The organism is Aeromonas sp. MR16 (genome assembly GCF_022549315.1).
In the GTDB taxonomy this organism is placed as follows: domain Bacteria; phylum Pseudomonadota; class Gammaproteobacteria; order Enterobacterales; family Aeromonadaceae; genus Aeromonas; species Aeromonas aquatica.
Window position 1 is genome coordinate 61,496 of record NZ_JAKZFK010000004.1, and the last position, 14,878, is coordinate 76,373.

Annotated in this window: 13 protein-coding genes and 1 riboswitch; of the genes, 8 read left to right on the top strand and 5 right to left on the bottom strand. The window is 59.6% G+C overall.

Annotated elements, in window-relative coordinates; genetic code table 11:
- Positions 1–115: 115 nt before the first annotated feature.
- Complete coding sequence (locus MM194_RS05180) at positions 116–913, top strand: class II glutamine amidotransferase (RefSeq protein WP_042641912.1); 798 nt, start codon at positions 116–118, stop codon at positions 911–913.
- Positions 914–1,214: 301 nt separating this feature from the next.
- A complete protein-coding gene (locus MM194_RS05185) occupies positions 1,215–1,550 on the top strand; it encodes an Hpt domain-containing protein (RefSeq protein WP_241342932.1) in 336 nt (111 codons plus the stop codon).
- 14 nt (positions 1,551–1,564) lie between these two features.
- Here the strand turns inward: MM194_RS05185 and yvcK are convergent, their stop codons facing one another.
- Positions 1,565–2,488: a uridine diphosphate-N-acetylglucosamine-binding protein YvcK gene (gene yvcK, locus MM194_RS05190; RefSeq protein WP_033129354.1), complete on the bottom strand. Its 924-nt coding sequence runs from the start codon at positions 2,486–2,488 to the stop codon at positions 1,565–1,567.
- A 110-nt stretch (positions 2,489–2,598) separates the two neighbouring features.
- On the opposite strand from yvcK, the gene MM194_RS05195 reads away from it, so the two are divergent.
- Both MM194_RS05195 and MM194_RS05200 read left to right on the top strand, forming a co-directional pair.
- Positions 2,599–3,783, top strand: a complete 1,185-nt coding sequence (locus MM194_RS05195; RefSeq protein WP_241342998.1) for an FIST N-terminal domain-containing protein — start codon at positions 2,599–2,601, stop codon at positions 3,781–3,783.
- A gap of 18 nt (positions 3,784–3,801) precedes the next feature.
- Positions 3,802–5,883 carry an ATP-binding protein gene (locus MM194_RS05200; RefSeq protein WP_241342935.1) on the top strand — a complete coding sequence of 694 codons (2,082 nt, stop codon included), beginning with the start codon at positions 3,802–3,804 and terminating at the stop codon, positions 5,881–5,883.
- A gap of 243 nt (positions 5,884–6,126) precedes the next feature.
- Here MM194_RS05200 and MM194_RS05205 read toward each other — a convergent pair whose 3' ends face one another.
- From MM194_RS05205 to narQ, 4 genes are all read right to left on the bottom strand, one after another.
- Positions 6,127–6,702 carry an LON peptidase substrate-binding domain-containing protein gene (locus MM194_RS05205; RefSeq protein WP_241342936.1) on the bottom strand — a complete coding sequence of 192 codons (576 nt, stop codon included), beginning with the start codon at positions 6,700–6,702 and terminating at the stop codon, positions 6,127–6,129.
- Positions 6,703–7,021: 319 nt separating this feature from the next.
- Positions 7,022–7,447: a globin domain-containing protein gene (locus MM194_RS05210; protein WP_033129358.1), complete on the bottom strand. Its 426-nt coding sequence runs from the start codon at positions 7,445–7,447 to the stop codon at positions 7,022–7,024.
- Positions 7,448–7,650: 203 nt separating this feature from the next.
- Positions 7,651–8,289, bottom strand: coding sequence for a two-component system response regulator NarL (gene narL, locus MM194_RS05215; RefSeq protein WP_033129359.1), 639 nt, complete (start codon positions 8,287–8,289; stop codon positions 7,651–7,653).
- Complete coding sequence (gene narQ, locus MM194_RS05220; RefSeq protein ID WP_241342937.1) at positions 8,289–10,001, bottom strand: nitrate/nitrite two-component system sensor histidine kinase NarQ; 1,713 nt, start codon at positions 9,999–10,001, stop codon at positions 8,289–8,291. Before narQ ends, narL begins: the two co-directional genes overlap by 1 nt.
- Positions 10,002–10,080: 79 nt before the next feature.
- Positions 10,081–10,220: riboswitch (molybdenum cofactor riboswitch) on the top strand.
- On the opposite strand from narQ, the gene moaA reads away from it, so the two are divergent.
- The 4 genes from moaA (at position 10,208) to napA (ending at position 14,878) form a co-directional block, all read left to right on the top strand.
- Positions 10,208–11,200, top strand: coding sequence for a GTP 3',8-cyclase MoaA (moaA, locus tag MM194_RS05225; protein WP_241342938.1), 993 nt, complete (start codon positions 10,208–10,210; stop codon positions 11,198–11,200). (Overlaps the previous riboswitch by 13 nt.)
- Before the next feature lie 253 nt (positions 11,201–11,453).
- On the top strand, positions 11,454–11,975 hold the full coding sequence (gene napF, locus MM194_RS05230; protein WP_241342939.1) for a ferredoxin-type protein NapF: 522 nt from the start codon (positions 11,454–11,456) through the stop codon (positions 11,973–11,975).
- Positions 11,972–12,262 (top strand): chaperone NapD, encoded by a 291-nt coding sequence (locus MM194_RS05235; RefSeq protein ID WP_241342940.1) that lies wholly within the window; start codon positions 11,972–11,974, stop codon positions 12,260–12,262. Before napF ends, MM194_RS05235 begins: the two co-directional genes overlap by 4 nt.
- A 126-nt stretch (positions 12,263–12,388) precedes the next feature.
- Complete coding sequence (napA, locus tag MM194_RS05240) at positions 12,389–14,878, top strand: nitrate reductase catalytic subunit NapA (RefSeq protein WP_241342941.1); 2,490 nt, start codon at positions 12,389–12,391, stop codon at positions 14,876–14,878.

Sequence of the window (14,878 nt, forward strand, 5' to 3'; positions counted from 1 at the left end):
TTAGAACGCTCTGTCGGCTGGGGACTGCCAGGTCGGGCGACCGATGTCGATGCTCCCCAAGTCGTCGAGTGCGCCGATTGAAAAATGCCCAAGTGATTCAGGCAGTGGAGGGGATATGTGCGAACTGCTCGGCATGAGTGCCAATGTGCCGACCGACATCTGCTTTAGTTTTACCGGGCTGATGCTGCGGGGCGGCAAGACAGGCCCCCACAAGGATGGCTGGGGGATCACCTTCTACGAGGGGCGAGGTTTTCGCACCTTCAAGGATCCCGAGCCCAGCGCCCAGTCTCCCATCGCCAAGCTGGTGCAGGCGTTACCCATCAAGAGCCGCGCCGTGGTCAGCCACATCCGGCAGGCGAACCGTGGCTGCGTGTCGCTGGAGAACACCCATCCGTTCACCCGCGAGCTGTGGGGACGCTACTGGACCTTTGCCCATAACGGCCAGCTGACCGGCTACAAGCGGTTGCCGACCGGGCGCCACCGTCCGGTGGGGGACACCGACAGCGAGCATGCCTTCTGCTGGCTGCTTGGCCAGCTTGAGCAGAAATACCCCAAACGCCCGACCAATTTCCCCGCCATGTTCCGCCATCTGGCGAGTCTGTGCGAGGAGCTGCGCACGCTGGGGGTGTTCAACATGTTGCTGTCGGATGGGGAATTCGTGATGACCTATTGCAGCAACAACCTCTACTGGCTGACCCGCCGGGCTCCCTTTGGTGAGGCCAGCCTGCTGGATGAGGACGTGGCCATCGATTTTCAGAGCGAGACGACGCCAAATGACGTGGTGACCCTGGTCGCGACCCGGCCGCTCACCGGCAATGAAAACTGGGTAAAGATGATGCCAGGGGAATTTTGCCTGTTCCGCTTGGGTGAACTGGAATATGGCAACTCGGCCAAGTTGCTGGCTCAGGCATAAAAAAATACCAGGGTAGAATCCTACCCTGGTTCTTCGCAGCAGCCATACAGGCAAAAAGGGATGAGAGAGGTGTTGCTGAGCCGCATCATTCTCATGACTTGCATTGTTATTTAAATGTTAATTTTGTTGCAACATTTAAATCCCATCCCGATATGTCGACTTTTCGAGAACTTGAACTGGCTCACACTATGGTGTCGTTGAGGCAGCCGAACGGCCCCGTCTTCCCCACAAGGGCGGATGACAGCAACCGGGCTTATCGGCTATATTGTGTTCTGTTTGGATACCATCAAAGGAAAAAAAGATGGAGTGGCTGGATCAGAAGGTGCTGCGACAATTGGCAGAGGACATAGGTCACGAGATGATGCCAGTGGTCATCTCGGTCTTTGTCGAGGAGGTGGGGGCGCAACTTGCCCAGCTCAGGCCGCTGTTTGAGCAGCGGGACTGGACCGCCCTTGCACGCCTTGCCCACAGCATGAAATCTTCATGCGGCAGTTATGGTGCCGAGCCCAGCTACCGACAGGTGATAGCGCTGGAGCTCGCTTGCCGGCGGGAAGATGCAGAAGACGCCGGCCAGCGGCTGGCCCAACTCGAGCATTCCCTGCCGCAGGTTTTTTCCCATCTGGCCCGCTATCACTGAGCTTGTGGGCGGATTTACCCCGCCTTGTCGCGGGCGATGTGCCAGCGCTGGATCACTTCGTCCAGCGCCTGCTTGAGTTTGAGGCGATCGTGTCTATGGGGCAGGGCAACCTCACCCAGACTGGCCTGGATAAGACAATGGGCCAGCTCGGGAATGGCTGGGCCTTCGGGGGCCAGGATGGCATCGACCCGACCGCTGCCGATCCTCTCCTCCAGCCAGCGATACTGGTTAAGCAGCGTTAGCTGACCGGCGGGTCCCTCTTCTGCTACCAGATTACCGATGAAGACGACGATGGCCCCGCTGTTGCGGATGGCCTCGGCGATGTCACAGAGCAGCAGGGGAGGCATGACGGAGGTGAGGAAGCTACCTGGCCCCAGAATGATGATGTCGGCATGAGCCAGGGCCTCGACGGCTTCCCTGGTGGCCGGCACTGCCGGGTTCAAGCTCAAGGCGCGGGGAGGCGTGGTGAGCCGATCGATGGAGACTTCCCCCAGGATCTGGTCGCCGCACAGGGTGTGGGCGCACAGATCGGTGGGATGTTCGGACATGGGCAGTAGCTGAGGCTCTATCTTCAGCATGTCGCTGATGAGCCTGATGGCATCGAGGGGACGGACACAGAGATTGTCGAGGGCTAGCAGCATCAGGTTGCCGAGATTGTGGCCCGCCAGCTCGCCACGGCCCGTGAAGCGGTATTCGAACAGCAGGCTGCCGATGCCGGGGTCGGTCACCAGCTGATTGAGGCAGTTGCGCAGATCTCCCCAGGCAATGCACTCCTGGCTCTTGCGCAGGCGTCCGGTCGAACCGCCGTCATCCGTCGTGGTGACGATGCCGGTCAGCCTGGGCCCTAAAAACGAGAGGGAAGAGAGTACCCGACCCATGCCGTGTCCGCCGCCGATGGCGACGACCCGGTCAAAGTGAGTGATATTTTTCTGCCACATGCAGTCATCCTGTGGGAGGCCAGTGAGTATCATTCTAGTCAACGCAGCCAGGTAATTGTTTGATAAGGGTATGATTTTTGCTTACTAGCAGCATCACATACCACGAGGAGATGGTGTTGAACTTCCTGACGGCTCACTCTCTTGCAGAGACGACATTGCTGGCCGCCCAACAGATAGCTGAACGGCTGCTCGCTCAATCACCTCGCTCTCCTTCATTGTTGCTGGTCTATTTTACCCAAGCTCACGATGCTGCGGTACTGCGGCATGCGCTCAAGGCCCACTTTCCCGATGCCCGCCTGCTGGGCTGCAGCTCCTGCGGCGGGATCCTGACCCAGGCCGGCTACCATGCCCGGCTTGGCTGGAGCCTGGCCGTTGCCGCACTCTATGACGACAGGGGGGACTACGGTGTGGCGGGTCAGATTGGAGCGACGCCGGATGTGCGCCAGTTGCTGCGCAGCGCCATCGCCGATGGTGGCCGCCCGGGCGAGTTACCGCAACTCATCCTGCTGCATACCAGCCCTGGGCTGGAAGAGGCCATGTTGGCGGGGATCGAGGCAGAGTTCGGCGCGACGGTTCCCGTCGTCGGCGGCTCGGCGGCAGATGATGGAGTGACCGGTGACTGGCAGTTGTGCTGGAGTGAGGGAGAGGGTCAGCAGGGGTGCGTGCTGGCTGTGCTCTATCCGGATTGTCAGTTGGCCTTCCAGTTTCATTCCGGTTATGTGCCCACCGAGCGGCATGGCATCATCACCGCGCTCGATGGGCGCGAGGTGCTGACCATAGATCACGAGCCGGCGGCCCGGGTGTATGCCCGCTGGACCGAGCGCGAGGCACCCTGGCGGGTGGGCCCCATCCTGAGGGAGACCACCCTCTCCCCGCTGGCCCGTCAGGTCGGCATGCTCGATGACATGCCTTACTACAAACTTTCTCATCCCGAGGCCGTGACCGAGCGGGAAGGGTTGCGCCTCTTTACCGAGACCCGGCTGGGGGAGCGCTTGCAATTGATGCACAGCAGCCAGGAAGGCTTGTTGCAGCGTAGCCTGAACGCGGTGCGGATCGAGCCTGAATATGGCATGGTGGGCAACGTGCAGCCTTTCGGGGCGCTGGTGGTCTTCTGCGCCGGCTGTCGGCTGGCATTGGGAGAGAGTCTGAACGATGTCGTCGACCAGTTTCGTGACAGGTTGGGGGAGATCCCCTTCATTACTGCCTTTACCTTCGGCGAGCAGGGACGTTTGCCCCATGGTGAGCTGGCCCATGGCAACCTCATGGTGTCGAGCGTCATCTTCCTCGATAGTTGATAAGGTACCGAACACAAGATGATAGGCAATAGCGAACTCGAAGCGCTGGGTGACAAGCTGCAGACCACCCTGGTGGAGCTGGTGCGTTGTCGGGAGCGGGAGGCTAAATACCGCCAGGAGTCGCAAGCCTTGCTGTGCGGAGTGGCGACACTGGCAGAGGCCCAGAGCCTGGAGCAGGTGCTGGATAGCCTCATCCTGGCGCTCAAGCCTTTCATCGGCTTCGAACAGGCGGATGTGGTGGCCTGGGGCGTCGCGAACGGTACCACCCATCTGAGCACTCAGCCCGACGAGGTGGGGCGCCCCTGGTCGCTGACGCCTCTCTTCTCCCGCGCCATCGCAGGAGAAACCCTGGTCATCTATGATCCGACCCAGTTGCCGGAACTCGCCCCCCTGGCGGGCACTGCGGGCTGGGCCAGCGTCATGATGACGGGTCTGCAGGCTCCCGGTTTCTCCGGCGTCCTCATCTGCCGCCATGGTGCGACGGGCACCTTCGATCTCAAGAGCAAGGCGGCGATGCAGCGTTGTCGCCCCCTTATTTCCCAGGCGTTGGTCAACATCGCCTATCGGGCCCGCCTGCAAGAGCAGGTCGACCTCAAGACCCTGGCGCTGCAGGCGAGCGAGCAGCGCTTTCGCAGTTTCGCCGCGATGGCGTCCGACTGGTTCTGGGAGACGGATCCCGAGCATCGACTCAGCTATGTGTCAGCCCCGGGCTACCAGGGGGAGGTGCTCATCCGCCAAACCGGTCGCAGCCTCCATGACTTTGCCCAGGACAAACAGGATCCCGAGTGGTGCAAGTACCGGCACCTGATCACTCGCCATCTGCCCGTACGGGCGATACGCGCCCAGGTGACCCTGGCCAGCGGGCCCTGCTGGATGGAGATCAACGCCGAACCTTGTTTCGATACCAGCGGCACCTTCATCGGTTATCGGGGCACGGCCCGGGAGATAGGCAATCAGATCCGCCGGGAGCAGGAGCTGGCACGCGCGAGGGACGAGGCCGAGACGGCCAACCGCGCCAAGTCACAGTTTCTGGCCATGATGACCCACGAGATCCGCTCTCCCATGAATGCGGTGCTTGGGATGCTGGATCTGCTGCAATATGGGCGGCTCGAGACGCCGCAGCAGGCCTTGCTAGGCCATGCCACCCACTCGGCACATCTGCTGCAAACCATCATCGATGATGTGCTCGACTTCTCGAAGATTGAATCTCACACCCTGGCACTGCACTGCGAACCGTTTCAACCCGCCCGGCTGTGTCAGGCGTTGGTGGAGCCCTTGCAGGAACAAGCTCACGCCAAGGGCATCCGGTTGCATTGGCTACTGGATGAGAGCTTGCCGAGTCAGTTGCAGGGTGACGCAGTCCGTTTATCCCAGGTGATCGGCAACCTGCTCGGCAACGCGGTGAAGTTTACCGCCGCCGGTCAGGTGCAGCTGGCGCTGGGGTGGCAGGATGAACGGCTGAGGGTCTCGGTGACCGACACGGGGATAGGCATCTCGCCCGAGGATCAGGCGTTGTTGTTCGAACCGTTTTATCAGGTCGACAGCTCGGCCACCCGCCGCTTCTCGGGATCCGGGCTCGGGCTTGCCATCAGCCGGCGGTTGGTGCAATTGATGGGGGGCGAGATTTGCCTGCAAAGCCGCCTTGGGCAAGGCAGTTGCTTCTGGTTCGAGCTGCCCGGCATGGCGGCGCCTGGCGCCGAGCTTGCCAGTCCAGCCAACAATGAACTCTCCATGCTGGATCTGGATGTACTGGTGGTGGAGGACAGCCCGGTCAATCAGCTGGTGGTATCGCTCATGCTGCAGAAACTGGCGTGCCAAGTGAGATTGGCGGCCAATGGCCTGGAGGCGTTGGCGCAGGTCGGCGAGCGACGACCCGACCTTATACTGATGGACATGCGAATGCCGCAGATGGATGGGTTGGAGGCGACCCGTCGCTTGCGTGAAATGGGGTGTGAGGTGCCGATAGTGGCCTTGACGGCCAATGCGATGACGGAGGACAGGGCGCGTTGCCTGGGGCAGGGGATGAATGATTTTCTGGCCAAACCCATCAGCCTGATGCGCCTGCGCAACTGTCTGTTACGTCATTGTGGGGCCAGCTGAGCGGATTTCAGATAAAAAAATGGTCAACCTGGTGGTTGACCAATTCTTCAGCAAATACTGAAGAGAGCACGGGATAAATCGGGTTGTACACTTCTATATGAAAAATCCGTGCCAACTTTTAATACCCTGTTTTTGTGGCGTGTAGCTGAGTGATGACTTATTTATCGTCATCTGCTCGTTGCAAAATGCGAAATCGGTGTTTTCATTATAAGATTTTTCGCATTTTGCAAAACACACATTGACTCACTGTGCGATCAGTCGGCGCAAGAACTGGCGCGCCGCTTCACTGTTTTGTTTGGCAATCAGCATCTGCTTTTCATAAATCGGCATGGGCAGGATCTCGAGCCAGCGTTGGCAGAGCCATGCCGCATCGTCAAACTGCTTGTCCGGATAGAGCTCATCCAGTTCAGGATATTGTTCAAATACCTCCCTCAATCTGCTTACCAATTGCTTGTCGCTGAAATTCGAGTGGGCACTCGGCCAGTTGGGCAGTGTTTCTACCCGGGCATGGCGCAAACCTGTCTCGTCAGTCTCCATTTCGTGAATGGAAAATCGTTCCAGACCGAGCACAGTGACCCCGAGCAGGCCATCGTTGAGGGTATAAAAATCCGTCACCTTGACCCGGGTACCAACCGGCAGGATCCGTCCGCACGCACCCGTGCTGGTCGTCTCTTCCATGACGATGCCAAAGCCTCGGTCGTCGATGAACGACTCCTTGAGCATCTGCAGGTGGCGCGGCTCGAACAGGCGCAGGGGGAGTTTTCCGCCCGGCAGTATGTGTGAGGGCAAGGGGAACAGTGCCAAGGGTTGAAGTTTCATGTTCCATCCTCCGAATAAGTCGCATCTGAATATGACAATGCAGTGACTGTGCCAGAGGATGGAGAAAACGGTCCGTCGGAGCCATTGAAGGAGAATTGATATTAATTTGTATTTAAAATCAATTGGTTATTGGGCCAATATTTTTTGGTTTCACGATGATCCGTGGTGGGATACAGATGAGTTTTAAGGGGCTCGAACATGCCCCGTCTGCAGAATGGGGCATCGTTTGCATATTGCAAATGCACTTACCGCAAAATGCCTGGCTGTCGTTATCCGTTCGATGGGAGAAAGGACCATACGGAGTGATGGTCAATGTGAGTCAGGCGAGTGATGTGGTGCGCTGATTGAGCCCTTCCTGCATCAAGGTGGAGATCTCGTCATACATTTGTGACCAGGCTTCGGCCAGTTCGGGTTTGAAGCTCTCCCCCAAGCGCCGTGCCAGTACCGTCGTCAGCGCCTGCTTCAACAGTGCAAACTGGTGTGGCTGCACGTTGAACTTTTGATGCCTGCGACCGAGATCCCTGATGATGAAACCCAGGGCATCCAGTTGCTCCAGGCTGGTGATCACCGTGTTCAGGGTCTCTGATACCTTGGCGATCGGCATTCCCGAAGGATCGGGAAAGAGGTTGATCAATTCTGGCGACTGTCGGAACAACTCCTCATACACCTCCAGCACGTAGCTGGTATTTAGTGCCGTGACCTTGCCCCATGCCTTCTGTACCAGTTCGATCTGTGCGGTAGTCATGTTACCCGTTCCCCATCTGTGGTCGCATGAACATAATAATGCAATAACTCAATAAGATGTGGCGAGATGAGATTATTTCATGCGCCCCGGTGTCGGGCTTATCTGAAGGCGAGGCTTTGGTGTCGCATCCAGCAAAAGGCCCCGAGGTGACGGGGCCTGATGTGGGCATTGATACAGCCTGCTGAGCTCTGCCTGGTGTGCGCTTAGTTGCGCTGCTCCAGATACATGACGGCGGCTTCTACCCGACTCTGGGCTTCGAGCTTCTTGAGCAGGCTCTTGACGTGAACCTTGACGGTTCCTTCGGAGATGTGAAGCACGGAGGCGACCTGCTTGTTGGAGAGTCCCTTGGCAATTTCGCGCAGGATCTGCATCTCGCGTCGGGTCAGGCTCTCGAGCTTCTGCTGCAGGTGATCCAGCTCGTAGATGTTTTCCAGATAGGGGCGCAGCGGCTCGCTCAGGATCTGCTTGCCGGTCATGACATCGGCCAGTTGCCCCAGCAGCATATCGGGCTCGGTGTCTTTGAGCAGATAGCCATCGGCACCGGCCTTGAGCAGGGCAACCACGTCTTGTCGGGCATCGGAGACGGTCAGGATCACCACCCGGGAGGTGACTTCCTCGGCCCGCAGTGCCTTGAGGGTATCGAGACCGGACAGGCCCTTCATGTTGAGATCGAGCAGAATAAGATCCGGTTCGGACTCCTTGGCCATGGCCACTGCATCAGTCCCGTTGGAGGCCTCACCTATCACCTCGAGGTTATCTTCCAACTCCAACAGTTGCACAATCCCTTTGCGCATCAGGGGATGGTCATCCACGACCAGAACACTATATTTCATCTCGTCCATCAGGCGTCTCTTGTTAGGCTGGTGGGAAAGGTCAGGTGTACACGGGTGCCTCCGGACGGCAGCTCACTGATGGCCAGCTGGCCGTGCAACTTGCTGGAGCGCTCGTTCATGATGCTAAGACCGTAGTGATTGACCGCGGAGCTCGCGCTCCCAATTCCGACACCATCATCTGAAATCTGAACCTGAATGTTACCATCAGCGAGGGTCTCACAGCTAACCTCAATCAGCTGTGCGCCCGCATGTTTGATGGCATTGAGCACTGCCTCACGGATCAGCTGCAGGATATGGATGTGCTGTCCGGCCTCAAGATCGGTATCGGACAGGCTGTATTGGAGCCTTATCTCGGCACCGGTCTGGGGTTTGAGCTGATCCAGCATGACGGAGATGGCCTCCCCCAGATTGGCGTCACCAATGCTGAGGCGGAAGGTGCCGAGCAATTCGCGCAGTTGGGTATAGGCGTTGCTGAGCCCCTCGTCGATCTGCTGCATGGCAGCCTCGGCCTTGCCATGATCGCCCTTGGCGACGGAACGCTTGAGCAGGGTGGACTGGATCTTGAGGTAGGAGAGCGCCTGGGCCAGGGAGTCGTGCAGCTCGCGGGCGATGACGGCGCGCTCCTCCATCAGCAGCAGGCGCTGGTGTTGCAGCAGGGTCTGATCCTTGTGCAGCACCTGGGCCAGCAGCATGGAGAAGTTCTTCATCAGCCGCTCGTCGATGGGGTGATCGCTTATCATGTCGAGCCGTCCGTACTCCTGATCGTCCATCTGCAGATAGAAACTCACCACAGTCTCCAGATCGCCCGGCCAGCCCTGTCGCCCCGTGATGTAGACCGGCATGGCATTGTGCTCGAAGCGGGTCAGCCGGATGTAATCGATGTGTTGATGGGCTGCGGCCCGCTCCAGCAGCTTTTGCAGGGTGCGTCGACTCAGCGGCGCCGCATGCAACTTCTGGGCGGTTGAATAGAGGAAGGAGAGGGTGTCGTTGGCCTGTTGCAGCTTGGCGGTCTTCTCCTCGACCTTGCTGCCGAGCTCCCGGTAGAGCTTGCCGAGCTCGTCTGCCATGGTGGCAAAGGCGCCCGACAGCTCCCCCAGCTCGTTATCACAGTGGGGGGGGAGGGTCAGATCGAACTCCTGACGCTGGATCTGGCGGGCACAATAGACCAGCTGATTGAGCGGGGCGACCACCTGCTGGCGGGTGAAGCGCACCGTGAACCAGGCGATGGTGATGATGGAGAGCAGGCCCAGCCCTTCTGCCAGGGCCAGCATGCGTACCTTGAATTCGACGTGATACTGCATCTGGTTGACGAAGTCATCGATGGCGGCGACAAACTGCTCGGTGTTGTCGGTGTAACGCCTGGGCGTCGCATTCTCGATGTGCTCGCGCATCACTTGCCATTGCAGCAGGACCTCGCCATAGGTACGGCGCAGGGAGGCGGGGGTGATCCAGCGCTGGGTCTCTTGCAGCTCACGGGCATGCAGGGTCTGTTCGAACTGTGCGAGCCGTCCGAGCACGACCTGACCCTGCTCTATCTCGTAGGCCATGCGATAGGCTTGCATCCGCAGGGAGCCGGACAGGTTGATGGCCTTGGCATCGGGTACCGAATAGAACAGGGTGACCATGGCGACGACGGCGATCAGACTCGCCATGAACAGGATCAGCACCATGGAGCGGCCGATGGCGCTGCTGACCGAGTGCACTTTGAACCACTTTCCCATACCGATTGGATTCCCTCGGATCAGATAATAACCCCACAAAGTAGCATGGGAGTGTACTCCAACTTGTGCTAGCATCGAAAAACTAGATGAACTCCGAGCTGTTTTGCCTAAGTCCTTGAGATAGGGGGAAACAGCCGTCAGCCGATGTTCGAGCTGTAAGGGTCAGGAAAGAAATGCCCTGGCCTCCCGTATTTGGAAAGGTGTTTATGTTGCCACTTGAAGATGGTTTTTCCCGTCGTTTTTACTATTTGCGCCTGTCTGTCACCGACGTGTGCAATTTCCGTTGTACCTACTGCTTACCCGACGGCTACCGCCCTCCGGCAGGGAATGAGGGACGAAAATCGTTTCTCTCCCTGGAGGAGATCCGCCGTGTCGTGTCAGGTTTTGCCGCCATGGGCACCCGCAAGGTGCGCCTGACCGGCGGCGAGCCGTCCCTGCGCCGTGATTTCACCGCCATCATCGAGACCGTGGCCAATACGCCCGGGATCGAGAAGGTGGCCATGACCACCAATGGCTATCGCCTCAAGGAGCGGGCACGGGAGTGGTTCGATGCCGGCCTCACCGCCCTCAATGTCAGCGTCGACAGTCTGGATCCCCGCCAGTTTCACCAGATCACCGGCGAGAACAAGCTGGCGGAGGTGATGGAAGGCATTGAAGCTGCGCTGGCTGCCGGCTTCAAGTCGGTGAAGATCAATGCGGTGTTGCTCAAGGGACTCAACGATCATCAGCTGGATGTGTTTCTGGCCTGGATAAAAGATAAGCCTATCGAATTGCGCTTCATCGAGCTGATGCAGACCGGGGAGATGGACAACCTGTTTCGTGATCACCACACCAGCGGTGAGCTCATCAAGGAGCAGCTGCTCGGCAGTGGCTGGGTTCAGCAACTGCGCGGGGTGGATGACGGCCCGGCCCAGGTGTTTATGCATCCTGAGTCGCGGGGTGGGGTGGGGCTTATCATGCCCTACAGCAAGGACTTCTGTGCCGGCTGTAACCGGCTGCGGGTCTCCTCCGTAGGCAAGCTGCATCTGTGTCTGTTTGGCGACTATGGCGTGGAGCTGCGGGATCTGCTGGACAGGGATGCCCAGCAAGATGAGCTGCAACAACGGATCCGCCATGCCCTCACCGGCAAGGCCGCCACCCACCGTCTGCACGACGGCAATGCCGGCATGACTCCCCACCTCGCCTCCATCGGTGGCTGAGATGTTGATCTCCCGCACAAAAATAGCCACCGATTAATAAGCAATCCTCCCATAGGGGTAATTTGGTTTGCCCCGATTGCTGCTTATTGCGCCAAGGGTTTGATCCAGCGCAAGAATCCCCCCTGTTTATCTCCCTAGTGGTATATCACTGGACTTGTCAGAGTCGCAATATACACCCACGCTTCTAATAGGTATTAAAAATACCAATCACTGTATTCGCTCTCGTGTTCTGTCCCTGAAAAAAGGAGTCGATATGCCGGATGGGGTCAACCTGTCACGCCGCGGTCTGTTTCGAGGACGACTGAGTGCGCCCAGACCCGAGGTACAGCTGCCCTGGTCTGTCTCCTGGGCCGGCTTTGTGGCCGATTGCACCCGTTGTGGTGACTGCCTGGCGGCCTGCCCCGAGCAGATCCTGGTCAAGGGGGACGGTGGCTTCCCGACGGTGGATTTTCTGCGCGGCGAGTGCACCTTCTGCACCGACTGTGTGACCGCCTGCCAGGCGCCGATATTCCGGCCGACCACCCAGGCGCCGTGGGATTATGTGGCCCATATTGAAGCGGGCTGCCTGGCCAGTGCCCAGGTCTTCTGCCAGCGTTGCCAGGACAGTTGTGAGCTGCAGGCGATCCGTTTTTTCCCCCAGCTGGGACGAGTCCCTACCCCCAGCGTTGATAGCGAGCTGTGCAATGGCTGCGGCGCCTGCGTTGCGGATTGTCCGGTAGGCAGCATCAGGATCGGAGTTCGCCATGACGACACGCCGACAGGAAGCAAGCGATGAGCAAGTTGGAAAATAATATGAACCGAGCAGAGTTCCACGTATCCAGCCTGGTGGTGTTGACCCAGCCCCCACTGCGTCACCGGCTCGCCGAGCAGATCGCCGCCCTCGAGGGGGCCGAGATCCACGCCGTCAGCGACGAAGGCAAGCTGGTGGTGACCCTGGAAGGGCCCAGCCAGCGCCCCATCATGGCGGCCATTGATGCGATCAATGCCATGCCGGGCGTGCTCTCTGCCGCCCTGATCTACCACCAGTTTGATGATGAAGTCGAAGCCGAGGGCAGGGAATAGCGCCATTAGGCTTGGGCCGCGAGGTTCGCGATGCCCGAAGAAAGCAATAAAGCGCCATGACGCTGAGCCAGCGCGGCTCGTGACAATGGCTGTCATTGATGTGATTAAGCAATGCGAGGATATGTCATGAAGCTGAGTCGACGCGACTTTATGAAGGCCAATGCGGTGGCGGCAGCCGCTGCCGTGGCCGGAGTCAGTGCCCCCACCCTGGCGGCGAACCTTATTACCAGCACCGACAAGACTGCCATCACCTGGGACAAGGCGCCCTGCCGCTTCTGCGGCACCGGCTGCTCAGTGCTGGTGGGCTCCCAGGCTGGCCGTGTCGTGGCGACCCAGGGCGATCCCGATGCCCCGGTCAACCGCGGCCTCAACTGCATCAAGGGTTACTTCCTGTCGAAGATCATGTACGGCCAGGACAGGCTGACCCAGCCCATGCTGCGCATGACCAACGGCAAGTTCGACAAGAACGGTGACTTCGCCCCCATCAGCTGGGATCAGGCGTTCGACATCATGGCCGAGAAGTTCAAGGCCACCCTCAAAGAGAAAGGCCCGACCGCCGTCGGCATGTTCGGCTCCGGCCAGTGGACGGTGTGGGAAGGTTACGCCGCTTCCAAGTTGATGAAGGCCGGTTTCCGCTCCAACAACCTGGATCCCAACGCCCGTCACTGCATGGCCTCGGCCGTGGTCGGCTTCATGCGCACCTTCGGCATGGATGAGCCCATGGGCTGCTACGACGACATCGAGCAGGCCGACGCCTTCGTGCTGTGGGGCTCCAACATGGCCGAGATGCACCCCATCCTCTGGTCCCGGATGTCCGATCGCCGCCTCTCCAATCCGGACGTGCAGGTGCATGTGCTCTCCACCTTCGAGCATCGCAGCTTCGAGCTCGCCGACAACGGCATGGTGTTCACGCCGCAGACCGATCTCGCGATCCTCAACTACGTCGCCAACTACATCATCCAGAACGACAAGGTGAACTGGGAGTTCGTCAACAAGCACACCCAGTTCCGCAAGGGCGTCACCGACATCGGCTACGGCCTGCGTCCGACCAACCCGCTGCAACAGCAGGCGAAGAACCCGGACAGCGGCGAATCCACCCCCATGAGCTTCGATGACTTCGCGAAATTCGTGGCAGATTACGACGTTGAGTCGGTTTCCAAGCTCTCCGGCGTCTCCAAGGACAAGCTGGAAAAACTGGCGCAACTTTATGCCGATCCGAGCAAGAAGGTGGTCTCCTACTGGACCATGGGCTTCAACCAGCACACCCGTGGCGTCTGGGCCAACAACCTCTGCTACAACATCCACCTGCTGACCGGCAAGATCTCCACCCCGGGCAGCGGTCCCTTCTCCCTGACCGGCCAACCGTCCGCCTGTGGTACCGCCCGGGAAGTGGGCACCTTCGCCCACCGTCTGCCCGCCGACATGGTGGTGACCGAGCCCAAGCACCGCGCCATCGCCGAGAAGATCTGGAAACTGCCGGAAGGCACCATCCCGGACAAGGTGGGTTATCACGCCGTGCTGCAGAGCCGCATGCTCAAAGACGGCAAGCTCAACGCCTACTGGGTGATGTGCAACAACAACATGCAGGCCGGTCCGAACATGAACGAGGAGGGGCTGCCCGGTTATCGCAACCCGGCCAACTTCATCGTGGTGTCCGATCCGTACCCGACCGTCACCGCCCAGGCTGCCGATCTCATCCTGCCCACCGCCATGTGGGTGGAGAAAGAGGGGGCCTATGGCAACGCCGAGCGCCGCACCCAGTTCTGGCACCAGCAGGTCAAGGCGCCGGAAGGGGCCAAGTCCGACTTGTGGCAGCTGATGGAATTCTCCAAGCGCTTCACCGTGGACGAGGTGTGGCCGGCAGAGCTTATCGCCAAGCAACCGGAGCTCAAGGGCAAGACCCTCTATGAGGTGCTCTACAAGAACGGTCAGGTCGATCAGTTCCCGAAAGAGCAGAGCAAGGGCGTGCTGAACGACGAGGCCGAGCACTTCGGCTTCTACGTCCAGAAGGGGCTGTTCGAGGAATACGCCAGCTTCGGTCGCGGTCACGGTCACGATCTGGCGCCGTTCGATCAGTATCACGAGGCGCGCGGTCTGCGCTGGCCCGTGGTGGACGGCAAGGAGACCCTGTGGCGCTATCGCGAAGGTTTCGATCCTTATGTGAAGGCGGGCGAGGGCGTGCGTTTCTACGGCAAGCCCGATGGCAAGGCGGTGATCTTCGCGCTGCCCTATGAGCCGGCCGCCGAAGCGCCGGACAAGGAATACGACATGTGGCTCTCCACCGGCCGGGTGCTGGAGCACTGGCACACAGGCTCCATGACCCGCCGCGTGCCCGAGCTCTATCGCGCCTTCCCGGATGCGGTGCTGTTCATGCACCCGGAAGATGCCAAGGCCCGTGGCGTGCGTCGTGGGGAAGAGGTGATCGTCGCCTCCCGTCGCGGCGAGGTGAAGACCCGTGTCGAGACCCGCGGTCGTAACCGTCCGCCCAAAGGCCTGGTATTCATGCCCTTCTTCGATGCGAGCCAGCTGGTCAACAAGCTGACCCTGGACGCCACGGATCCGCTCTCCAAGGAGACGGATTACAAGAAGTGCGCCGTCAAGGTCATGAAGGCCTAA

What these genes read in the sequence shown, in the direction of transcription:
- narL (WP_033129359.1), bottom strand. Translation starts at nt 8,289, where the DNA reads ATGGACGAGATGAAATATAGTGTTCTGGTCGTGGATGACCATCCCCTG.
- MM194_RS05195 (WP_241342998.1), top strand. Translation starts at nt 2,599, where the DNA reads ATGGTGTTGAACTTCCTGACGGCTCACTCTCTTGCAGAGACGACATTG.
- MM194_RS05210 (WP_033129358.1), bottom strand. Translation starts at nt 7,447, where the DNA reads ATGACTACCGCACAGATCGAACTGGTACAGAAGGCATGGGGCAAGGTC.
- napA (WP_241342941.1), top strand. Translation starts at nt 12,389, where the DNA reads ATGAAGCTGAGTCGACGCGACTTTATGAAGGCCAATGCGGTGGCGGCA.
- MM194_RS05200 (WP_241342935.1), top strand. Translation starts at nt 3,802, where the DNA reads ATGATAGGCAATAGCGAACTCGAAGCGCTGGGTGACAAGCTGCAGACC.
- MM194_RS05180 (WP_042641912.1), top strand. Translation starts at nt 116, where the DNA reads ATGTGCGAACTGCTCGGCATGAGTGCCAATGTGCCGACCGACATCTGC.
- napF (WP_241342939.1), top strand. Translation starts at nt 11,454, where the DNA reads ATGCCGGATGGGGTCAACCTGTCACGCCGCGGTCTGTTTCGAGGACGA.
- MM194_RS05185 (WP_241342932.1), top strand. Translation starts at nt 1,215, where the DNA reads ATGGAGTGGCTGGATCAGAAGGTGCTGCGACAATTGGCAGAGGACATA.
- MM194_RS05205 (WP_241342936.1), bottom strand. Translation starts at nt 6,702, where the DNA reads ATGAAACTTCAACCCTTGGCACTGTTCCCCTTGCCCTCACACATACTG.
- yvcK (WP_033129354.1), bottom strand. Translation starts at nt 2,488, where the DNA reads ATGTGGCAGAAAAATATCACTCACTTTGACCGGGTCGTCGCCATCGGC.
- narQ (WP_241342937.1), bottom strand. Translation starts at nt 10,001, where the DNA reads ATGGGAAAGTGGTTCAAAGTGCACTCGGTCAGCAGCGCCATCGGCCGC.
- moaA (WP_241342938.1), top strand. Translation starts at nt 10,208, where the DNA reads ATGTTGCCACTTGAAGATGGTTTTTCCCGTCGTTTTTACTATTTGCGC.
- MM194_RS05235 (WP_241342940.1), top strand. Translation starts at nt 11,972, where the DNA reads ATGAGCAAGTTGGAAAATAATATGAACCGAGCAGAGTTCCACGTATCC.